Source organism: Specibacter sp. BI4, from assembly GCF_056680095.1.
The window spans coordinates 2,469,333-2,490,376 of sequence record NZ_CM155265.1 but is presented as its reverse complement, the minus strand read 5'-3'; the positions used below and the strand labels follow the sequence as shown (position 1 = coordinate 2,490,376).

The 21,044-nt window shown below is 64.4% G+C and carries 16 protein-coding genes, 2 tRNA genes, 1 pseudogene and 1 riboswitch; of the genes and pseudogenes, 1 reads left to right on the top strand and 18 read right to left on the bottom strand.

Annotated features, from left to right (window positions below; genetic code table 11):
- Positions 1 to 60: 60 nt before the first annotated feature.
- The gene (locus tag AC1L6K_RS11460; RefSeq protein WP_480949005.1) at positions 61 to 1,212 is read right to left on the bottom strand and encodes a class I SAM-dependent methyltransferase; all 1,152 of its coding nucleotides are present in this window, start codon (positions 1,210 to 1,212) and stop codon (positions 61 to 63) included.
- Positions 1,213 to 1,353: 141 nt separating this feature from the next.
- Here AC1L6K_RS11460 and AC1L6K_RS11455 point away from each other — a divergent pair, with 141 nt between their 5' ends.
- Entirely contained in the window at positions 1,354 to 2,352 is a 999-nt protein-coding gene (locus tag AC1L6K_RS11455) for an MIP/aquaporin family protein (protein ID WP_480949004.1), read from the top strand.
- On the opposite strand, the gene AC1L6K_RS11450 is transcribed toward AC1L6K_RS11455, so the two are convergent.
- The 17 genes and pseudogenes from AC1L6K_RS11450 to AC1L6K_RS11370 all read right to left on the bottom strand — a co-directional run bounded on the left by AC1L6K_RS11450 (position 2,346) and on the right by AC1L6K_RS11370 (position 20,732).
- Positions 2,346 to 2,759, bottom strand: coding sequence for a YchJ family protein (locus tag AC1L6K_RS11450; RefSeq protein WP_480949003.1), 414 nt, complete (start codon positions 2,757 to 2,759; stop codon positions 2,346 to 2,348). The two genes, AC1L6K_RS11455 and AC1L6K_RS11450, sit on opposite strands and share 7 nt — an antisense overlap.
- Entirely contained in the window at positions 2,759 to 3,427 is a 669-nt protein-coding gene (locus tag AC1L6K_RS11445) for a FadR/GntR family transcriptional regulator (protein WP_480949002.1), read from the bottom strand. Before AC1L6K_RS11445 ends, AC1L6K_RS11450 begins: the two co-directional genes overlap by 1 nt.
- A gap of 136 nt (positions 3,428 to 3,563) precedes the next feature.
- Positions 3,564 to 5,308: pseudogene (locus tag AC1L6K_RS11440) on the bottom strand (L-lactate permease).
- A gap of 260 nt (positions 5,309 to 5,568) precedes the next feature.
- Positions 5,569 to 5,644, bottom strand: a tRNA-Ala gene (locus tag AC1L6K_RS11435).
- A gap of 59 nt (positions 5,645 to 5,703) precedes the next feature.
- Positions 5,704 to 5,779: transfer RNA gene (locus tag AC1L6K_RS11430), tRNA-Ala, on the bottom strand.
- A 112-nt stretch (positions 5,780 to 5,891) separates the two neighbouring features.
- Positions 5,892 to 6,641 carry a histidine phosphatase family protein gene (locus AC1L6K_RS11425; RefSeq protein WP_480949001.1) on the bottom strand — a complete coding sequence of 250 codons (750 nt, stop codon included), beginning with the start codon at positions 6,639 to 6,641 and terminating at the stop codon, positions 5,892 to 5,894.
- A gap of 37 nt (positions 6,642 to 6,678) precedes the next feature.
- Positions 6,679 to 7,098: a ribosome silencing factor gene (rsfS, locus tag AC1L6K_RS11420; RefSeq protein WP_480949000.1), complete on the bottom strand. Its 420-nt coding sequence runs from the start codon at positions 7,096 to 7,098 to the stop codon at positions 6,679 to 6,681.
- Positions 7,099 to 7,125: 27 nt separating this feature from the next.
- A complete protein-coding gene (locus tag AC1L6K_RS11415) occupies positions 7,126 to 8,937 on the bottom strand; it encodes a hypothetical protein (RefSeq protein ID WP_480948999.1) in 1,812 nt (603 codons plus the stop codon).
- 7 nt (positions 8,938 to 8,944) lie between these two features.
- Positions 8,945 to 9,598 (bottom strand): nicotinate-nucleotide adenylyltransferase, encoded by a 654-nt coding sequence (gene nadD / locus AC1L6K_RS11410; protein WP_480948998.1) that lies wholly within the window; start codon positions 9,596 to 9,598, stop codon positions 8,945 to 8,947.
- Positions 9,599 to 9,611: 13 nt separating this feature from the next.
- Positions 9,612 to 9,857 (bottom strand): hypothetical protein, encoded by a 246-nt coding sequence (locus tag AC1L6K_RS11405; protein ID WP_480948997.1) that lies wholly within the window; start codon positions 9,855 to 9,857, stop codon positions 9,612 to 9,614.
- A 133-nt stretch (positions 9,858 to 9,990) separates the two neighbouring features.
- Positions 9,991 to 11,271 carry a glutamate-5-semialdehyde dehydrogenase gene (locus tag AC1L6K_RS11400; protein ID WP_480948996.1) on the bottom strand — a complete coding sequence of 427 codons (1,281 nt, stop codon included), beginning with the start codon at positions 11,269 to 11,271 and terminating at the stop codon, positions 9,991 to 9,993.
- A 46-nt stretch (positions 11,272 to 11,317) separates the two neighbouring features.
- Positions 11,318 to 12,484 (bottom strand): glutamate 5-kinase, encoded by a 1,167-nt coding sequence (gene proB / locus AC1L6K_RS11395; protein WP_480948995.1) that lies wholly within the window; start codon positions 12,482 to 12,484, stop codon positions 11,318 to 11,320.
- Between the two features lie 5 nt (positions 12,485 to 12,489).
- Positions 12,490 to 14,100, bottom strand: coding sequence for a GTPase ObgE (gene obgE, locus AC1L6K_RS11390; RefSeq protein WP_480948994.1), 1,611 nt, complete (start codon positions 14,098 to 14,100; stop codon positions 12,490 to 12,492).
- Between the two features lie 158 nt (positions 14,101 to 14,258).
- Positions 14,259 to 14,516: a 50S ribosomal protein L27 gene (gene rpmA / locus AC1L6K_RS11385; RefSeq protein ID WP_082357843.1), complete on the bottom strand. Its 258-nt coding sequence runs from the start codon at positions 14,514 to 14,516 to the stop codon at positions 14,259 to 14,261.
- Positions 14,517 to 14,575: 59 nt separating this feature from the next.
- On the bottom strand, positions 14,576 to 14,884 hold the full coding sequence (gene rplU / locus AC1L6K_RS11380) for a 50S ribosomal protein L21 (RefSeq protein ID WP_480952746.1): 309 nt from the start codon (positions 14,882 to 14,884) through the stop codon (positions 14,576 to 14,578).
- 394 nt (positions 14,885 to 15,278) lie between these two features.
- Positions 15,279 to 16,871, bottom strand: coding sequence for a bifunctional hydroxymethylpyrimidine kinase/phosphomethylpyrimidine kinase (gene thiD / locus AC1L6K_RS11375; protein ID WP_480948993.1), 1,593 nt, complete (start codon positions 16,869 to 16,871; stop codon positions 15,279 to 15,281).
- Positions 16,862 to 16,960: riboswitch (TPP riboswitch) on the bottom strand. (Overlaps the previous gene by 10 nt.)
- Positions 16,961 to 17,072: 112 nt before the next feature.
- A complete protein-coding gene (locus AC1L6K_RS11370) occupies positions 17,073 to 20,732 on the bottom strand; it encodes an Rne/Rng family ribonuclease (protein WP_480948992.1) in 3,660 nt (1,219 codons plus the stop codon).
- Between the last annotated feature and the right edge of the window lie 312 nt (positions 20,733 to 21,044).

Here is a 21,044-nt window from a genome sequence, read left to right as displayed (position 1 = left end):
CAGGCTACCCCGCGGCGGGCCGGGGCGTGTGTACGCCACGGCGGGCCGGGCGTGCTTCAACTATGACTTGGTTGAAATTGTGACGGTGAACTTGCTGTTGCGTCCTGCCACGCGGGTGGGTCCGACGATTTTCCCCAACGCGGTTTTGTAGTCCAAATGGCGGTTGTACACACACCACAGTTCGCCGCCGGGCGCCAGGACGCGTCCGGCTGCGGCAAAGAGCTTGAGCGCGATTCCGGCATGGACGGTGGCGCCGACGTGGAAGGGCGGGTTGAGCACAATCAGCTCGGCCGACGCCGGGGCGAAGCTGCCAAGGGCGTCGTCGCGGACAGCGTCGACCTGTCCGGCCAGGCCGTTCGCCAAGGCTGTTGCGGCAGTGGATGCCACGGCTGCCGCCGACTGGTCGGTGGCTGTGACCCTCAATCCGGGCCGCGCCATGGCCAGGGCCGCCGCGATGGTGCCGTTGCCGGCGCCCAGGTCGATGGCGGTGGTTGCCTTCGGGCGCATGTCGGGGATGAACTCGAGCAGGAACCGGGTTCCGACGTCGACCTTGGTGCCGCCAAAAGTTGCCCCGTGCGCGCAGAGCCACAGGTCCAGGTCCGGGTGGTGCTCCTTCCTTGGGAAGCTCGACGCCGGGCCGCCCCTGAGCGGGCCGGTGAGCTGCAGCGGGCGGGACTTGCGCCAGGCCCGGCCGGGGACGACCTGCAAAAAGTGTCCTGCCAACACCGAGTTCATGGCAAGTGTCATGTGTTTGATGCGCCCGGCGGCAAAGACCCTGACGTGGGGGGACGCGTGCGAGCTGATCAGTTCGGCCACTTCAGCGACCTCGTCAAGGCTGCGGGGCAGTTGCCAGAGGACCACTTCTGCGCCGTCAAGCAGCCCGGCGGTGAGCGTCGTCGAAGCGAACACCCCTGCAAGCCCCGCCCGTGCAGCATTGGCGGCAAGGGCGAGTTCGCCGGACAGTCCGTCCTGGTGCACCCGCAGGCTTGTCAGGCCGTGCACACTCGCGGCGGCCAGCGTCAGGGCCCCGTACCTGTCCCCCACAATCGCGACGGTGCCGGCACCGGCGACTGCGAGTGCACCGGCGGCCTCCCGGAGGATCAGCTCGTCGCTGGCGTCGTGGGCAAACAGGTTCTCCGCCTCAATGTCGGGGTGCCTTCGCAGCTGACCAAAATCAAATCCAATGCCCTCAATGCTGCTGTTTTGCTCCACCTGCCTATTCTACAGGGCCGCCATTGGAGCGTTTAGTTGAAGCAGCTACCCAGGCGCCAAAAATCCCATCGGCCTTATACTGGAGTCAGTCACCTCAGTCAAGATACGTCGCCGTCGTCGACGACTCGAAGGATGATGGATATGAGTGAGATCACCCCGCTGCGGAGAACCGTTCGTGAGGGCAGCGGATTGAAGCGTGTCGGCGGATTGTGGGGAGAACTCCTCGCAGAATTCCTCGGCACCTTTGTTTTGATTTGTTTTGGCGACGGGGTTGTCGCCATGGCCGTCGCGGCACTGCCTGGCAGCGGCCGCACCGCCGGGGACACCGTCATTTTCCAAGGTGCCGGGGACTGGCTGCTCATCACCTGGGGTTGGGCGTTGGCCGTGGCCCTTGGAGTTTATGTTGCCGGCGGAGTGAGCGGGGCGCACATCAACCCGGCCGTCACCCTCGCCTTTGCGGTTCGGCGCAAGTTCCCCTGGAACAAGGTCGTTCCCTACATTGTGGCGCAGGTGGTGGGTGCGTTTGCCGCGGCCGCGCTGCTGTATGTGGTGTACTACAACGCCATTGACGCATTCAACAAGGCACTCGGGGACCAGCCAAGGGACTCCGGAAAAGGTTTCATCACCTTCTCCATTTTCGCCACGTTCCCGGCACCGTACTTCAACGGCAACCTGACCATTCCGCTGATTGACCAGATCGTGGGCACGGCCTTCCTGGTGATCTTCATCGTGGCCATCATCGACATGCGCAACATGGCAGTCAAGGCCAACCTGGGTCCGCTCATGATTGGTTTTGCCGTGGCAGCCATCGGCATGTCCTTCGGCGCAAACGCCGGATATGCCATCAATCCCGCCCGTGACTTCGGCCCCCGCGTCTTCGCCTGGATTGCCGGATGGGGTGAGGTCGCCATGCCGGGCACTGTTGCCGGAGCCGGCGGCTTCAGCTGGTATTTCTGGGTGCCCATCGTCGGGCCGCTGATTGGCGGCGTGATCGGTGTGCTGCTGTACGACTGGTTCATTGGTGACATCCTGCATGCCCGCCGTGCCCTGGCCGAACAGGAAACAGCGGCCGCCAGGACAGGGAGCCACGCTGCACCGCCGAAAACTGAGCCCGGACCGGGCGAAGAGGAGGACTACTGAAACTCCAGCGCCTGCACATAAAGCCATTGCCGCCCCTGGCGGGTAAAGCTGCTGGTTTCCGTCAAGGCATCCTTGAGCTTGCGGTTTGCCGCTGACCGGTAGTGGGCCCGGAAACTGACCACGCCTTCCTGGTCGAAGTACCCGCCCCGCTGGGTGCCCAGGATTTCCAGCAGGTACCACTGCTGGTCAGGGTCCAGTTCAAGTGCGGCTGGGCTGGTGTCCGGGTGCCACGTGCGCAGAAGGTAGCCGGCATCCCCCATGGCAAAGGCGGTGAAGCGTGAGCGCATCAGGGCCTCGGCCGTTGGCGGGAAGTGGGCGGGTGTCCCGTCGGTCGTGGTGATGTATTTCGCGCAGCAATTCCCATAGGACTCGCCGCCCAGGCAGGGGCACCGCAGTGAACCATCCATTACTGCACCTGGTGTGTCTGGGCGTGGAACCACTCGATGTGGTGCCCCAGCTCCTGGGCTGCCAGTTCGCCGTCGAACGCGAGCACCGCCGCCGTGATGTCCTGATGCTGCTCACGCAGCGACGGCGCGATGTCCGCCCACATGGCGTCGTTGTCAATGGAGGCGCTGACATAGCCTTGGATGGCCGCGACCAGCTGCAGCAAGGTGGCCTCCTGGTCCGGGCTGCGGGGGTGGGCGGCGGCTTCAACGGCCGCCCACGTTTCCATCATGACTCGGGTTTGCACGATGTCAGCAACCGGAAAATGGTTGGTGGCCATGTGCAATCTCAGCGTCGAGGCCAGGCCCGCACTGGGATTGGCAATGACCACCGCCCCCGATTGCGGTCCGGAGCCGACGCCCGTGCGCACCACACCCATGGCGTCGAGCACGCGGATGGCATCGCGCACGGAGGCCCGGGAGATGCCATGGTTCAGGGCCAGAGCGCGCTCTCCCGGCAGCTGGTCGCCGACCTTGATTTCCCCGCTCCGGAGACTCGCTTCGATGCTCTCAAGCACAGCCTTGTAGCTGCGCGCGGCAGGGACGGGGATGGGCTCGGGGCTGGCGGCGGCGTCTGGCAGCCGCGTGGCTGGACTGCCGGCTGGGCCTGGGGCGGGATTTGGCGTGGGCACGCCTTCATTCTCCCACCCATTGCCCCTCCCCCGCAGCCAGTCGGCCGGCAGCCGGCTGGCTGGTTCGGGGCTGGCCGGTTGGTTGGGGGCAGACCGGCTGGTGGGTGCCAGCCGCCACCAATGCAAGCTCCTCTTGTTAGGGCGTTGGCAGCATCCACGACAGGACCGGCGTGGACTGCAGGTACACCAGGATGCACAACACCAGCAGCATGCCGATGCTCCAGCCCACGACTTTGCGCAGAATGACCGATTCCTGGCCGTCCATCTTTACGGCTGTGGCGGCAATGGCCAGGTTTTGCGGACTGATCAGCTTCCCCACGACGCCGCCGGAGGTGTTGGCAGCAACCAACAGGTTGGGATCGATGCCCGCGTTCAGGCCGGCTGTCTGTTGGAGTTTCGCGAACAAGGCGTTGGAGGAGGTGTCCGATCCGGTTACGGCGGTCCCCAACCAGCCCAGGACGGGCGAGAGGAAGGCAAAGAACGCCCCTGTCCCGGCCAGCCACGTGCCGATGCTGACTGTCTGGCCGGAAAGGTTCATGACATAGGCCAGAGCCAGCACGCAAATGATGGTCAGGCTTGCAAACCGCATGTTCACGATTGTCCGCCAAATCTCAAGCAGCGCATCGGAGACGTGCAGGCGATACTGCCCGCCGCCGTCGAACTTTGAATAAAACACGGCCACTATCAGGCCGGAGATCAACAACAGGGTGCCTGGGCTGGAGAGCCAGGCGAAATTGAAGATGGTGGACCCCACGGGGAGTCCGTCGGCGCCAAGGACCTTCCCGTGCAGGCCCGGCCACTGGATTTTAAGGTCGGTGGAGGCGAGCCATGTGGGCACGTTGATGCCCCACTTCCACAATTTCGCCACCGCGAAGACGACGATGACGAGCAGGTACGGGAACAGTGCCAGCCAGGTGCGCCCCGGTGTGAGTCCGCCCAACACCCCGACGCCGGTCTTGACCTCGGCAGCAGGGGGTGTGGCGCCGGCAGCAGCATGTGCGGCGCCGGCAGCAGAGGACTGTGCATGAACTGTCAGGCGTTCCTGCGCAGCCTCACGGTTCCTGGGAGTCCAGAAACGCAGGAACACCACGGATACACCCATGGCAAACAGCGACGCAACAATGTCGGTAAGTTCGTAGGAGAAGTATGTCGCACTGAAATACTGGGCCAGGGCAAACGCAAGCCCTGTCACCAAGGCCGCAGGCCAGCAGTCCTTGACCCCTGCCAGCCGTCAAGAATGATCAACAGGATCAGCGGGACAAATGTTGCCAGCAACGGTGCCTGGTGCCCAATAATGGCACCAATGTGCGCCGGGTCCAGTCCAGTCAGCGCACCGGCCGTAGTGATCGGAATGCCGATGGCGCCGAAAGCGACAGGGGCGGTGTTGGCCACCAGCACCGCAGCCGCTGCCCGCAGGGGCGCCAGCCCCAGCGCCAGCAGCATGGTGGCGGTAATGGCCACCGGCGCACCGAAACCGGCCAGGGCTTCGAGCAGGCCGCCAAAACAAAAGGCAACCAGGATGCTTTGAATTCGGATGTCACCGTTGCCCACGATGTCAAAGACCTTGCGAAGGTCGTCAAAGCGCCCGCTAAGGACTGTGACCTGGTAGAGCCACACCGCCATGACAACGATCCACAAGATCGGAAAGACACCGAACACCGCACCCTCGCTGGCGGCCAGCCCGGCCAGCAGGATGGGCATCCGGAACGCCACCACAGCGACCACGACTGCTACCAACAAGGCCCACCCGCCGGCAACGTGGGCCCTGAATTTGCACACAGCCAACAAAATGAAGAACGTCAGGAGGGGTATCAACGAGACCAGCGCGGACAACGCCAGGCTGTTCAGCACAGGATCCGTGGTGGGGGTGAATGTGTCCACGACCATCCTTTTGTCGCCTTGAGGCCGCACGCACTCGCGTCCTCAACCAGGCCGCAACGGTGGAGACTGCTGATGTCGTCAGCATAACCCATGGCTGTTTTACCGCTGGGGGGATTTAACGTCGTGATTCACGGGAGAATATCTGGGGTTAGCGGCCCGGGCACACGGCAAAGGCAGCCTGGGACTGTGTTTGAACAGGACACAAAAAAGTCCGGGCTCCTGACCGCCACCAGGCAATCAGGAACTCGGACTTCAATTTTTGGTGGAGCTGAGGGGACTCGAACCCCTGACCCCCTGCATGCCATGCAGGTGCGCTACCAGCTGCGCCACAGCCCCAAAACAAAAAAACATTATTCATTTGCAAACCACCGGCAGTGTTTCCACCGCAGTGTGTTTGGTGGAGCTGAGGGGACTCGAACCCCTGACCCCCTGCATGCCATGCAGGTGCGCTACCAGCTGCGCCACAGCCCCAAACACTTTTCCATCTTGTCTCCCCGGCCCTGACTTGTCGGTCTTGGCTGAAGCAACCTGTCTATCCTAGAACACCTTTTGTCCTGCTGCCAAATCGGGACCGCGGTCCCGATTAATCTTCGATCGGTTCGGCTAAATCTTCGGGTCTTTCATACGGCTCGGGCAGCGTGCCAACATTGTGTTCAAGCAGGCGCCATTTGCCTTCTCCCGTTCCATCAGCGGCGGTCTGCGAGGCCTCCACGACCGACCAATGACAGTTTGAGAGCCCGGAGAGCGTTCTCCACAGCTGTTCGGGCAGGCCCAGCATCTTGGCCAGCGCAACCCTGGTTGCGCCACCGTGGGTGGCGACCACCAGGGTGCCGCCATCCGGCAATAAATGCACGCCCTCCAAGACGGCGTCCACCATCCGCTGGGCCACTTCAACACGCGTTTCCCCACCACCGGCACGGATGCCGGGTTCGTCCTGCTGCCAACGCTGGATCTGCTCCGGGAAGCCTGTGGTGATCTCGTCGAACGTCTTGCCTTCCCACTCCCCGCCGAAGGTTTCACGCAGCCGCGGATCCACCAGGACCTCGCCGCCGGTGAGCACAGCCAGGGCCTGCGCCGTGGACAAGGCGCGGGACAGGTCCGAGGAAACGATCCGCACCGGCAGCCCGGTCACACCGCCGGATACCAGTTTTCCTGCCAATAACGCCGCAGCACGGTTGGCCTGGGATGTGCCGACTGCGTCCAGTGGAATGTCACTCTGGCCTTGAAAACGCCGGGCCGCATTCCATGATGTCCGTCCGTGGCGCCAAAAAATAACCCGCCGGCGTGGACCGGCGGGTTGTAAAACTGAGCGCTCGGGTGCAGTAGAAACCATCAAGTGACAATATCCATTCCTGAGCCCCTGATAGGGGTTAGTTTTCGATGATCGTTTCTTCAGCTGTCGCTTGTTCGGCCTTTACTGAAGGATCCAGTTCACCCAGCTGCAGGTCAATGACGGGGCAGTCCCCATAGAGGCGTTCAAGGGCATAGAACACGCGGTCTTCTTCGTGCTGGACGTGCACGACGATGTCTGCGTAGTCAAGGAGCACCCAGCGGCCGCCTGAACGGCCTTCGCGGCGCACCGGGCGCAGGTTGAACTTGTGCAGCTCATCTTCAATGCCGTCAACAATGGCGTTGACCTGGCGTTCGGTTTCTGCCGAGGCAATGAAGAAAATGTCCGTGATCGCCAAGCGCTCACTGACATCAATGGCTGTCACGTTAGTGGCCAGCTTGTCCGATGCCGCACGCGCCGCTGCGCGTGCCAGGTCGATTGACTGTTCTGTTGCGGTCACTGCTGTTTCCTTTGATTGGTGAAAAAATTAGCGTGCAAGGGCGGTAATGAACATGATGACGCCAACAGCCAGGGCCGCGCCGCCGGCGACGACACTCCCCCACTGGATCAGCATGTTGCGCTTGGTCCGGCCCAGTCCTGCGGTGACGGCATCCAACGGCTCAAGTCCATGGGCGTAGTCGGCAGGTATCGGAGGCATCTGTGAGCGCTGGATATCGGCAGATCCGACGGCGGGAGGTACAGTCCGCTGCCCGCCTGTGGCCATCGCTTCGGCCCGCTTGAGAGTGCTGCTGCGTCCGCCGGTCAGCGGCCGGTTGCCCGGGCCGGGGCGGTGCCCGGCACGCGCGGACAAGGCCGCGTCAAAGCGCTCGGCGCTGACGTTGGCCACGGTTGGCTGGGACTGGGCGTCCGGCTGGGCACCCGCTGCATCGGCACCCGCGGCAACTGTTCCGGACTGCTCGCCGGGAAGTTGCCCATCGGCAGACAGCGCAGGTGCCGGGGGTGTGCGCCTGGCAGCGGAGCCTTGGCGCGGCGTTGACCGCGTCACGATGGGGATGTGCGTCGTCGTGGGCCGGCGCATTACCGGACGGGCCACTCCGGGGACCTCGTCGAACTCCAGCGGCGTCACCATGGCCAGGTTGTTGGTGGCCGTGGGATCTGCGGGCTGGCGACGGTTTTTGGCACTCTCCTGGGCCAGCCGGTCGCGTGCCTGGGCACGCTCACTGAGAATCGCGGCACGTTCTGCGTCGGCACGTTCTGCCGCCAACACCCGCAATTCCTCGGTCGTGGGCGGGACGGTGGAAGACGGAGCCGCGGACGGCGCGACGGCGGAAGACGGCACCACGGCTGGTGGCGACGCCGGCGGCCCGGCCGACACCGGGTAGTAGCTGCCGCCGGGAACCAACCCGGGCAACGGCGGATACTTCGAGGACGCACTGTCGGCGCCCGAAGGACCTGTTGCTGATGCATCCGCTGCTGCGGCATCGCCGGCTTCGGCCGCTGCACTGTGGCTGTTGGCGGGTGCAGCATCGGTGGTTGCCGGAGCTGACACGCCGCCCGGCTGTGCCGGCGCCTGATCCGTTGCTGCAACTGTCGGGCCGCTGGGCGGCAGCAGCTCGATCGCCGAAGGGTGCTTGGGGCCCTGCTGATTGGACTGCGCGGCACTGGATGCCGCGGATTTCGAGGGGGTGGCAAGTGCAGACCTGCGGCCGGGGCGGGTGCGCGGGGCTGCGGCGGGCGACGTCCCCTTGGCCGGTTCAACCGGCAGCGCCACCTTAACCGGTGGCGCCGAATTAACAGGCGGGGCCGGAGGCGCGTCGGGATCCGCTGCGTCCCGTACGGCTGTGCCTGGCGCAGCATCTGCAGCCGTATCGGCCACGTGGGGCGATTGCTGGGTCTGCGGGCCCTTGGGCGGCAGACCGGGTGCAATGACGGAAACAACCGGGTTGACAGCTGTCACCGGTGCCCGTTCGGCGTCCAGCTGTGCCTGGCGCAAGGTGCGCCTGGACGGCAGCGGGCTGAGTCCGGGCGGGTCGATGAGCTCCTTGTAGGCGCGCAGGGCGGCCCTGTCGCGGGCACGTGTCTGGGACTGGCGTTCACCTCGCGGCGACCCCGACTCACTGCGTGGGGCCTTCGCCGGCACCGCCGGCACCTTTGAGACAGCCTCAACCGTTGCCGGGCGTGTCCCTGCATCTGCCGGGCGTGTCGCTGCATCGGCGGATGCTGACGGCTTGGGTGCAGGCTTGACAGGCACCGCGGGGCGGCCCGTGGCACCATTTGCTTGTGCCGACTGCTCCCGCATTTGCCTGCGGCTGCGAATCGGCTCGGTTTCCTTGCTCATTTATTACTCATTCGGTTCTCGAAGTCACCGGCACTATGCCCGCGCTGGCATCCGTGCCGGGTTGAACGTACAGGCCATACTTGGCTATATATTGCACTACGCCGTCGGGCACCAGATACCAGACGGGATTCTGCTCTGCCACGCGTTTGCGGCAATCAGTTGAAGAGATCGCCATGGCAGGAACCTCCAACAAACTTACATTCTTCCGGCCCCGGCCATCGAGCACGTGCCCGGGACGCGTAACACCCACGAAATGGGCCATATCCCACAGTTCGTCGCTGTCTTTCCACGACATGATCTGGGCCATGGCATCGGCGCCTGTGATGAAGAACAAGTCCGCATCCGGACGGAGCCGGCGCAAGTCCCGCAACGTGTCGATGGTGAAAGTCGGGCCGGGCCTGTCAATGTCCACCCGGCTCACGGTGAATTGCGGGTTTGCCGCGGTGGCAATGACGGTCATCAAGTAGCGGTGTTCAGCGGCGCTGACCTGGCTTTTGACCTTCTGCCATGGCTGTCCCGTGGGCACAAAAATGACTTCATCCAGTTTAAAAACACTCGCAACCTCACTGGCTGCGACAAGGTGCCCATGGTGGATCGGATCAAACGTGCCACCCATGACTCCGATGCGGAGACGGTTCCGGGTGCCCTCAGCCGAAGGCACCCGGAATGTGTCCTCAGTGATTGGAGGACGCCGAATCGTCGTCGTGCAGGTGCTTGTTGGTGTGCTGGCGGTGAGGATCGTCAGTTGCCTCGACTGCAGCGTGGCGGTTGCCCAAGTTCATGAACGAGACAGTGACAACCATCAGCGTCAGCAGCACCGCAAGCATGACACCACCTATCACAAACGGCGGCGCAATCAACGGCGCAAGCTCATGTTCTTCTGCGGCAGCCAGTACGACGCCGGCAAGCTGGGTCAGCATTATTTCTCCCCTTGGGTGCGTGGCCGGGCGGTGGTGTCACCGCAGCCGGGCCAATTGTTCCTTGAATTCCTTCTAATGGTACGTGCTATCGGCGCGCACTGGCACACCGGCGCGCGATGTGGGCCCGCCCGGGTCAGCCGCGGACCTGGCCTTCGCCCTGGACAATCCACTTTGTGGTGGTCAGCTCCGTCAGCCCCATGGGCCCGCGGGCGTGCAGCTTTTGTGTCGAGATGCCCACCTCGGCACCCAGTCCAAGCTCACCGCCGTCCGTGAACCGTGTGCTGGCATTCACGATGACGGCCGCCGAATCAATTTCGGCGATGAAAATTTCCGCGTTGGCCAGATCGTTGGTGATGATCGCCTCGGTGTGCCCGGTGCTCCAGGTGCGGATGTGCTTGATGGCCTCGGGAACGGAGTCAACCATTTTTACGGCAAGGTCAAGGTCCATGTACTCGGTGGCCCAATCCTCATCGGTGGCCGGGGTGGCGGTGACGCCGGCGGGCAGCACTGCCTGCACCCGCTCATCGACGTGCAGCCGCACCCCTGCCTTCGACAGCGCCGTGAGCACCGCCGGCAGCACCGTGGCGTCCTTGTGCACCAGCAGTGTCTCCACCGTGTTGCAGACGCTGGGTCGCTGGGTCTTGGCGTTCAACAGGATGTCGACGCTCATTTCTTCCTTGGCACTGCTGTCAATGAAGATGTGGACGTTGCCTTCACCCGTTTCGATGACGGGCACTGCCGCATTGTTCACCACAGTTTGAATGAGTTCGCGGCCGCCCCGGGGAATCAACACGTCCACCGCGCCGCGGGCCTTCATGATGAGGTTGGCGCCCTCGCGGCCGAACTGGTCAACCGACTGCACAGCGTCTGACGGCAGGCCGATACGGTCGAGGGCGTCGCGCAGAATTCCCAGCAGCGCCTTGTTGGTGTTGGCGGCTGCCGTGCCGCCGCGCAGGATCACGGCATTACCGCTTTTCAGGGCCAAGCCGGCGATGTCCACCGTGACATTGGGGCGGGCTTCATAGATGGCTGCCACAACTCCCATGGGGACGTTGATCTGGCGCATGCGCAGGCCGTTGGGCAGGGTTTGCCCGCGCACCACATTGCCCACCGGATCCGGCAGGGTGGCCAGGTTTTCCAGTGCGTCGGCCAGCCCCTGCACACGCGGTCCTGTCAGCGTGAGCCTGTCGAGCATGGGCACCGAGGTGCCGTTTTCCCGACCGTTCGCCACGTCCCTGGCGTTGGCTGCCAGGATGGTCTCCTGGTTCTCCAACAGGGCCTTGGCAATGGCCCGCAGGCCCTTGTCCTTCCAGGCCCGGTTGGCTCCGGCCATGCGACGGGCGGCCCTGCGGGCGCGGTCGGTGATGGTCCGAACTTCGGCGGCAATATTTTGTTCAACAATCTGCTCGGTCATGTCCCAAGTCTAGGGCACCCGGGCAGATGTTGCAGTGGGCCGGCGGTCAGCCGGGCAAAAGCACCAGGTCGTCGACATGGACCACTTCACGTTCAAACCTGCGGCCCAATTCCTTGGCCAGGACCTTGGTTTTGCGTCCCAGCATTTGCGGCAGGTCCGAATGGCGGTAGTTGACAAGGCCATGGGCGAACACGTTGCCCCGGGAGTCACTGATTTCAACGGCGTCGCCGACATCGAAATCACCGGTGATGGACGTGATTCCTGCGGGGAGCACCGACTTGTGCCTTTCGCTGACGGCCCGCACGGCGCCGTCGTCGAGCACCAGGCGGCCGCGAATGTCTGCCAGGTGCGCCAACCACAGCATGCGCACGGGGCGCTTGCTGCCATTGATGCCGAACCAGGTTCCAACGTCCTCCCCTGCCAGCGCCGCACCCGCCTGCACAGTTGAGGCCACCAGGGCCGGAATCCCTGTTTCGGCTGCGATCATGGCAGCCTGGACCTTCGTGGCCATGCCTCCTGTACCCACCCCGGCCGCACCTGCCGTGCCAATGACAATGCCTTCGAGATCCTCGGGCGAGTCAACCTGGCTGATCCGTGTGGCCCCTTCCGACGGCGGCCCGTCGTACAGGGAATCGACATCGGAGAGCAGCACGAGGGCGTCAGCCTTGATCAGGTGCGCCACCAGCGCGGCCAGCCTGTCATTGTCGCCAAAGCGGATCTCGTGCGTGGCCACGGTGTCGTTTTCGTTGACGATCGGGACAACGCCAAGATTGAGCAGGCGCTCCAGGGCACGGTGTGCATTGACGTACTGGTGCCGGCGGGTCAGATCCTCGGAGGTCAGCAGGACCTGCGACGCCGTCACACCATGGGAGGCGAAGACGTGGTTGTAGTGCGCCATCAACAGGCCCTGGCCCACACTGGCGGCCGCCTGCTGCGTGGCAAGGTCCTTGGGACGCCGGGACAGGCCCAGCGGGAGCAGCCCCGCAGCAATGGCCCCGGAAGAAACCAGGATGATCTCGGTTCCCGCCTGGTGCCGCCGCGCCAGCACGTCCACGAGCTGCTCGAGCGCCTCCTCGGAAAGGCCGCCCGCAACCGAGGTCAACGACGACGACCCGACCTTGACAACTATTCGTGCCGCGGTGGCAATGCCGAGTCGTGTTTTAAGCGACGCGGGCTGCCCTTGCTTGCTGTCTCCCGTTAATCCCAAATCCATTATTTCTAAGCTTCACCTGTCTTTTCGTTGTCGCCGTCGGCCGCCAATTCGGTTTCGATGAACTGTGCCTTGGTGGCCTGGCGGTTGTGGGTTTCGGTCCACACGCCTGCCTTGCGTTCTGCCTCCAGCTCGGCACGGCTTGCCGCCTTGGCGTCGCGGCGGTCCTGCTGTTCCTGACGCTTCTGGATGCGGGTGGGCCGGTCGCCCAGGTCCAGGAGGCGCAGGTCGGTGCCGCGGGGTGCGGCGAGGTGCTCGGCGCCACCCATCATGGTGGGCTCCCAGTCAAAGATCATGCCGCCGTTGTCCCCGCCAATGACAACCGTGTCACCGGGTGTTGCACCAGCGTTGAACAAGCCTTTTTCAACACCGAGTTTGGCAAGCCGGTCGGCGAGGTAGCCGATGGCTTCCTCATTTTGGAAGTCCGTCTGCTTGACCCATCGCTCAGGCTTGTCACCGCGTACCCGGAACAGCGGTTCAAGGTTGCGTTCCTCACGGACAATGGTGAACTCAGACGCGTTGACTGCACGCGGACGCAACACCACGGGAACAACCTGTGCAGGGGTGTCGATGACGGCCTGGCGGGCCGCGGTGACGATTTCCGCCATGGCGTAGCCCAGGGCCTTCAAGCCTTCATGGCTGGCGGCAGAGACTTCAAAAACGCGGTAGCCGCGGGATTCCAGGTCTGCGCGCACAAATCCGGCCATGTCGCGGCCGTCAGGGGAATCAACCTTGTTCAGGGCGATCAGGCGGGGTCGGGCATTCAAGGGGACAACGTCGCCGTCCTGGCCCGCAAAGCTCATGTCAACGTCGTAGCGGTCAAGCTCACGTTCGATGATGGCCAGGTCGGAGATCGGGTCGCGGTCTGCCTCAAGTGCTGCACAGTCAAGGACGTGCACAATGGCTGCGCAGCGTTCCACGTGGCGCAGGAAGTTGTGGCCCAGGCCCTTGCCTTCGCTGGCACCCTCGATGAGTCCGGGGACGTCGGCCATGGTGAACCGGATCTCGCCTGCTTGGACCACACCAAGGTTGGGGATCAGGGTGGTGAAGGGATAGTCGGCAATCTTGGGCCGGGCAGCAGACATGGCTGCGATCAGGCTGGACTTGCCGGCCGAGGGGAAGCCCACAAGTGCAATGTCTGCAATGGACTTCAGTTCAAGGACGATGTCGTTTTCGGTGCCGTCAACGCCGAGCAGGAAAAAGCCCGGTGCCCTGCGCTTTTGTGAGGACAGCGCGGCATTGCCGAGTCCGCCCTGACCGCCCTGGGCTGCGACGTATTCGGTGCCGATGCCAACGAGGTCGGCCAGCACATTGCCTTCACGGTCCTTGATGACGGTGCCGTCGGGCACCTCCAGGAGCAGTGATTCACCGTCCTTGCCGTCACGCCAGTCGCCCATGCCGGGCTGGCCGTTGCCGCCGCGGCGGTGGGGGGCGTGGTGGAAGTCAAGCAAGGTGGTGGTTTGGTCGCTGACGCGGAAGGTGACACTTCCGCCGTCGCCGCCCTTGCCGCCGTCGGGCCCGCCCAAGGGCTTGAACTTTTCGCGTTTTACCGAGACGCAGCCATGGCCGCCTGTCCCGCCGGATACCTGCAGAACAACCCGGTCAACAAAGCTGGCCAATGAACTCTCCTTGAGTAGAAACTTGCTGTTTCGCACTAATTCTAGTCCCGTGGGGACCAAGGCCTGATGCCGGCCGGTGGGTGTATTTTCTTACAAACTCTGTGTTAAAAGCCAGTGGAGCGAGCCATGCGGCCCGCTCCACTGGAAAAGCTTTGGTATTAGACCGCAGCTGCAACGATGTTCACGACGCGACGTCCGCGGCGCTGACCGAACTCGACTGCACCTGCGTCCAATGCGAACAGCGTGTCGTCCTTGCCACGTCCAACGCCCTCACCGGGGTGGAAGTGGGTGCCGCGCTGGCGGACGATAATTTCGCCAGCCTTGACAACCTGACCGCCGAAGCGCTTTACGCCCAGGTACTGAGCGTTGGAGTCACGACCGTTGCGAGTGGAACTCGCACCCTTTTTATGTGCCATTTGAAAATGCCTGCCTTTTTACTAAAAGATTCTAAGTGGATCGAACTTTTGATCGCTGATTAAGCGATGGAAGTGATCTTGACCTTGGACAGTTCCTGACGGTGGCCCTGACGCTTCTTGTAACCGGTCTTGTTCTTGTACTTCTGGATGACGATCTTCGGCCCGCGAAGATCCTCCAACTTCTCAGCCGTAACCTTTACACTAGCCAGGTCCTTAGCGGCAGTGGTGATTTTCTCACCATCAACCAACAGCAAAGCGGGCAGCTCAAATGTGCTGCCGACTCCACCGGGGACGCGGTTCATGGTCACGTGGTCTCCAACGGAAACCTTTTCTTGACGGCCGCCTGCGCGGACAATCGCGTACACCACTGGGGAACTCACTTCTCTCGACGTTTATTACAAAGTTTTTATGCCGGCTTGGATCAGAATTGATCTCCGCCAACCGCATGCGCCGCAGTTCAAGATTGAACAGACGCGGGGTGCATACTATGTGCCTCAACGCCGTGGACCTCAATGGAGTTCTGCCATGGAGTGGTTGCCCTAGGTGTTGGCGTAAGCACCGAAGATCAAGAATACGCTAATTCTGCCTCCGGGAGCAAATGACACTGGTTCCGGGTCCCTTGCACCCTCCTGGCAAAACATTGTTTTACCAGCGACGCTGCGTGGTTCCTGAAACCGTACTCACCAACATTAGCGCGACTGCCGCCAATTATTGTCATTTTTGGCCAGTGCGGCGCCGTTTCCTTGCGCACAGCGGGTGGTGTTAATCACCTGCGCCGGTGATACCGCCCGGAAGTTGGCTGTGCGGGGCCGCAAAGAAATCGACCTCGTACTGTGCCGAATGGGCAAAGGCCGCCCGCATGCGTCCACGTTCCAGGGCGGATCCCCGCCGTGCCGCCACGTCCATAATGCCGACGGCAGTCGCCGTTGCCTGCGCAAAGTCGTCGGCGGCGTACGTCGCCAGCCACGCCCCATAGGGGTGCTCCCCCACAAACGACAGGTAGTCGGAGTGCAACACGCGCCCCACCTCCGCATACAACCAATAACACGGCAGCACTGCGGCAACGACTTCCCCGTAGCTTCCGGAGAAGGCAACGCCCTGCAGGTGGTCCACGTAATGTTTGGTGACCGGGCCCTGCTGCAGCTCCGCAGGGTGGTCGCGGAGCCAGTCGCGGTGCAGCGCCATTTCAACCTCGAGGCAGTTTTGGGCGCCGCCGGCCCAGAATTTCTGTTCGGCTTCGGTGGGCGCCAGGGCACTTGCGCGGGCCAGGACCCGGGAATAGCTGCCCAAATACAGCGCATCCTGGGCGAGGTAGTAGGCGAAGTGGTGTCCCTGCAGGGTCCCTGCGGCCAGTTCCTTGATGAAGTCAAGGGCAAAAATGGCCCGGCGCTGCTGGGCGCATTGTTTCCACAGTTCACTGCTGAAGCTGCCCGGCCGTGGCGCCGCCTGCTCCCACAGGGCGTGCAAATGGTTGATGGGTCCCGCGCCGGTGCCCACCCGCAGCGCCGCCGAGGTCTCCAGTGCCCGCCCCAGCCACTCCTTCGCCAGGGCCACGCTTGCCTGCCAGTCCCCTGTCTGCGCCTGCAGCGTGGCCACCGCCGCCGACAACGAACATCCGGTGCCGTGGGTGTTGGCTGTGTCGACCCGGGCCGCGTTGAATTCCTGTACCGTGCCGTCCGGGGCGACCAGCGCGTCGGGGCACTTCTCCCCCGGCAGGTGGCCGCCCTTCACGAGGACCAGGACCTGGTGCAGGGCAGCCAGCTCCCGGCCCTGCTGCACGGCTTCCTGCCAGTCGGAAGCCTCCGGCTGGTTGAGCAGCACTGCCAGTTCAGGAATGTTGGGCGTCACCAGGTGGGCGTTTTTGACCAGTGCCAGCAAGGCCCGGCGTGCTGCCGGGAGCATGAGCTCGTCACCGCTGGTGGCAACCATGACCGGGTCAAGAACGACGACGGGCGGGCGGGTGCGCACCAGCCAGTCCGCGACGGCGTGCATCACCTCTGCCGTGCCCAGCATGCCGATCTTCACCGCGTCAATGGTGACGTCCGCGGCGACGGCGTCCAGCTGGGCGGTGAGGAAATCCGCCGGGGGGACGTGGACGCCCTGCACTCCCCGGGTGTTTTGGGCGGTCAGGGCCGTGATGGCGGCCATGGCATAACCGCCATGGGCTGAAATGGATTTGATGTCGGCCTGGATGCCTGCTCCCCCGGAGGGGTCCGATCCCGCGATGCTCAGGATCCTGGGGTGCCGCACCGCCGCGGGCATGCCCTGGGGATTATCGCCCCGGAGGCTTTCGGCATGAATACTTTCGCCGGGAACAACTTCGGGCGTCGCTGAATTGATGGTGCTGGTGCTCATTGGGACATCCCTTCGCCGGTGCTAACCGGGCAGGTTCAACGGGTATTGTCTCAGCCTGCCCTGATGGCGTGGCACCCCGTGTCGATCTCCACCCTAGCCCCGGCCCGCCCGTTAAAGAAAAAACCCGCAGTAGCCGTCGAAGACCTTGTTCAAAGGCGGTCTTCGACAACAACTGCGGGTTGTCTCATGGCTTTTCAGCGATTAGAGTTCCGAAGCCGGCACTCCCACACCCAAGATGATCGGGCCGCTGCTGTTTTTCACGGGTTGGGCAGCTGCCGGAATTTCCACCGCAGCACTCATGTGCGGGGCGGAACCCTGACCGGCAGATGTTGCAACCGAGGTCTCCACGCTCATGTCGGCACCCCCCTGGGCACTGCGTGCGCTGCGGTTGCGGCGCCCCCGGCGTGAGGACCGTGACCGGTTGTCACCGCCGGCCTCAGACGAGTGGTCGTGCGGCTGGTCCTGGCCAGGCGCTGCCAGCTGGTCCAGGGCCTGCGACAGTCCGGCCAGCGCTGCCGCCTGGTGTGCATTGTGCTCCTCCGGGCTGCCGCTGCTTTCGCTGCGGTGTCCGCGCGGGAGCTCGATGGCTTCCCCGCCAAAGGTGAGCGTGGCGCCGTCGGGCGTTTCCGTCGTTTCCGCAGGCGCCGAAGCAACCTCGGTGCCGGCGGCACTGTGCGGCTGCCCGCCGTCGTGCTCATGATGCGAGGCTGCAGCGGCCGCGGCAATGTTCGCCAGGGCGGCACGGGCTTCATGGGCCTTTTGCGCCTTCTGGGCCTCGCTTGCCTCGTCGTGCACCGGAACGGGGGCGGCCTCGTGCGGCTCAGTTTCCGGCTGCTGCCCGCGGTTGCGGTTGCGCTTGCGTTCGCTGCGGGTTGAGCGGTTGGCTGTCCGTTCGCTCTCGCGGTGTTCGGGCTTGGCGCCGTGGATCTGTGCGGCTTCCACGGCGGGGCTGTGCGTGCGGCGGTGCTCGACGGGAATCTCGTGCGTGACCATGCCGCGGCCGGCGCATGTGGGGCACTGCTCGCCAAAGACCTCGAGGAGCCCGGTGCCCATGCGCTTGCGCGTCATCTGCACGAGCCCAAGCGAGGTGACCTCGGCAACCTGGTGCTTGGTGCGGTCCCGGCCCAGGCATTCGACCAGGCGCCGGAGCACCAGGTCGCGGTTGGATTCGAGGACCATGTCGATGAAATCGATGACGATGATGCCGCCGATGTCACGCAGGCGCAGCTGTCGGACGACTTCTTCGGCCGCTTCCAGGTTGTTCTTGGTGACTGTTTCTTCCAGGTTGCCGCCGGAGCCGGTGAACTTGCCGGTGTTGACGTCAACCACCGTCATGGCTTCGGTGCGGTCGATGACGAGGGAGCCGCCGGAGGGCAGGAAGACCTTGCGTTCCAGGGCCTTGTTGATCTGCTCGTCGATGCGGTGCGCGGCGAAGATGTCCTCGGTCATGGTCCACTTCTCCAGGCGGTCAAGCAGGTCCGGGGCCACATACGTCACGTACGCCTCGATCGTGTCCCAGGCGTCCTCGCCGGAGACGATGAGCTTGGTGAAGTCTTCGTTGAATACGTCGCGGACCACCTTGATGGTCAGGTCGGGTTCGCCGTAGAGCATTTCCGGGGCGAGCGTCTTGTGTGACGAGGCCCGCTCGTTGATGCCGGCCCACTGGGCGCGGAGCCGGTTGATGTCGTTGGTGAGCTCTTCCTCGCTGGCACCTTCGGCGGCCGTGCGCACAATGACGCCGGCGTTCTCGGGCAGGTGGTCCTTCAGGACGCGCTTGAGGCGGTTGCGCTCGACGTCGGGCAGCTTGCGGGAGATGCCTGTCATGGAACCACCGGGCACAAACACCAGGTAGCGGCCGGGGAGTGAAATCTGGCTGGTCAGGCGGGCACCCTTGTGGCCCACGGGATCCTTGGAAACCTGTACCAGCACCGGGTCGCCTGACTTCAGGGCATTCTCGATGCGGCGCGGCTGGCCGTTGAGGTTTGCGGCATCCCAATCAACTTCGCCCGCGTACAGGACGGCGTTGCGGCCGCGGCCAATGTCGACAAAGGCGGCTTCCATGCTGGGCAGCACGTTCTGGACCTTGCCCACGTACACGTTGCCGATGAGGGAGTCCTGCTGGGTCTTGGAGACAAAGTGTTCGGCCAGAATGCCGTCTTCGAGGACACCGATCTGGATCCTGTCTTCGCCCTGGCGCACCACCATGACACGGTCAACTGATTCGCGGCGGGCCAGGAACTCGGCCTCGGTGATGACTGTGCGGCGGCGGCCGGAGTCGCGCGAGTCGCGGCGGCGCTGCTTCTTGGCTTCGAGCCGGGTGGAGCCGCGCAGGCTGGTGACCCGGTTGGGGTCGCTTGAGCCGGTGTCGGACGGGGTGCGGGGGGCACGGACCCGGGTGACGGTGTTGGGCGGATCCTCATCGGAGCCCCCTGTCAGTTCCAGGTCCTGGTCGCCGCGGCGGCGACGGCGGCGGCGGCGCGAGGTCACGCCGTCGTCGGTGTCTTCAGCGTCTGTCTCGGCGGCTGCGCTGTTATTGGCGTCCGGTGCATCGGCTGCTTCGGAATCGTTGCCGCGGGTCCGGCGGTTGCGGCCCCGCGAGCGGCCCTGGCGATCACCGTCGTGGCCGTCACTCTTGCCGGCTGCGCCGTCTTCGTTGTCCTCGCGGGCTTCCTGGGTGGCTGCGGCAGGCACGGCCAGGCTCAGGTCGGGGGCTAGGAACAAGGCTGACATGGCTGCGGAGGGGGCCAGGAACAAGGAGTCGGCGGCAGCTGTGCCAGTGCTGTCCACAGCATCGGGCGCAGACGGTTCAGCCGCAGTGTCGGGCGTGGCTGCTGCGGTGGTTGTTGCGGTTGCTTCGGTCGCAGTGCCGGCCGACGGTTCGGTCGTATCGGCAGCAGCCGAATCAACGGCAGCCTCGGTCTCCACGGCGGCGCTCTTGGCGGCAGGCCTGCGGCGGCTGCGGGTGGTCTTGGGTGCTTCAGCGGCGGGCGCGGGCGTCTCGGCAGGGTCAACCCCGGGGGTCGCGGCGGCGTCAGCGGCGGGGGTCGCGGCGGCATCGTTGTCGAGGGAAATTACGCCCTGGACAGGGGCCGGCCCGGCGGGCGCGGCTGCCTTCCGGCTCGCCCGGCGGGCAGGAGCCTTGACGGCAGGTGCTTCGGGCGAAGCCGCGGCGGAAACGGCAGCAGGCTCGGCCGAAGCGGCGGCTCCGGCTGATTTTGCTCCCGCACTGGAGGCGGCACGCTTCGAGGCTGCGGTCTTGGCTTCGGGAGTCTTGACTTCGGGGGTCTTGGCTTCGGCGGGCGCGGTGACGGGGGCCTTGGCCACGCGGCTGCGTTTGGCCGGCGCCTTTTCTGCCGACACTGCGGAATCGTCTCCGGCAAGGCTCAGTTCGCCCTGCACACCGTTTTCTTGCTGCACTGCCGCGGGGGCAGTTACGGGCGAAGTGGCCCGGCGGCGGGTGGCGCTCTTGGCCGGGGCTGCAACAGGCTCGGCAGTTGCCGGCTCGACGGTTGCCGCGGCCGGCTGGACAGGTGCCGATATTTCATCCAGCAGCGACGGTTCGGCTGCGCCGACAGCTCCCGTTGCTGCCGGTTCCGTTTTCTTGGCGCGGCTGCGGCGGGCAGGGGCCTTCTTGGCCGGGGCAGCCGCTTCGGCTGCGGTGCCGGCAACGGTGCCTGCAACGGTGCCTGCCGCAGTGCTTGTTTGAGACGTGCTTGTTTGGGGAGTGCTGGTTTGCGCGGCTGCACTGCTGGCGGGGCTGGCGACTGCCGACGTGGCCCGGCGCGAGCGTGTGGTTTTTGCCTTGACGGGGGCCGCCTGGGCTGCCTCTGTGCTGGCCGGTGCTGTCTGTTCTTTATCCATTGTGGGCGTTACTTTCGCGCCGAGCCGACACCCCCACATCGGGTGCCTGCTGCGGCAGATGTGCCAACACCCGCGGGCGCTGACGGAAGTCGTCTAAATACTTTTCAGGCGGCACCAACTTCTGGGTGCGCAAGCTCTAAAAAGCCAATGGTTTGCGGAATCCGGCCGGTGGATGGCTGCACGCGTTGGCAGCGTCGTCACCGGCAGCCGGAGGCGTGCCATTGGACTGAGGGGCGCATGTGGATCGTCGATCAGCCGATTTCATTGTCTCATACGCGCCATGCCACAGCGCCGTTTCACGCAGGGCGCGCC

Excerpts from the sequence above, each read along its gene's own strand:
- AC1L6K_RS11455 (WP_480949004.1), top strand. The coding sequence starts at position 1,354 with ATGAGTGAGATCACCCCGCTGCGGAGAACCGTTCGTGAGGGCAGCGGA.
- AC1L6K_RS11450 (WP_480949003.1), bottom strand. The coding sequence starts at position 2,759 with ATGGATGGTTCACTGCGGTGCCCCTGCCTGGGCGGCGAGTCCTATGGG.
- AC1L6K_RS11425 (WP_480949001.1), bottom strand. The coding sequence starts at position 6,641 with ATGGTTTCTACTGCACCCGAGCGCTCAGTTTTACAACCCGCCGGTCCA.
- AC1L6K_RS11415 (WP_480948999.1), bottom strand. The coding sequence starts at position 8,937 with ATGAGCAAGGAAACCGAGCCGATTCGCAGCCGCAGGCAAATGCGGGAG.
- AC1L6K_RS11405 (WP_480948997.1), bottom strand. The coding sequence starts at position 9,857 with ATGCTGACCCAGCTTGCCGGCGTCGTACTGGCTGCCGCAGAAGAACAT.
- AC1L6K_RS11400 (WP_480948996.1), bottom strand. The coding sequence starts at position 11,271 with ATGACCGAGCAGATTGTTGAACAAAATATTGCCGCCGAAGTTCGGACC.
- proB (WP_480948995.1), bottom strand. The coding sequence starts at position 12,484 with ATGGATTTGGGATTAACGGGAGACAGCAAGCAAGGGCAGCCCGCGTCG.
- rpmA (WP_082357843.1), bottom strand. The coding sequence starts at position 14,516 with ATGGCACATAAAAAGGGTGCGAGTTCCACTCGCAACGGTCGTGACTCC.
- thiD (WP_480948993.1), bottom strand. The coding sequence starts at position 16,871 with ATGAGCACCAGCACCATCAATTCAGCGACGCCCGAAGTTGTTCCCGGC.
- AC1L6K_RS11370 (WP_480948992.1), bottom strand. The coding sequence starts at position 20,732 with ATGGATAAAGAACAGACAGCACCGGCCAGCACAGAGGCAGCCCAGGCG.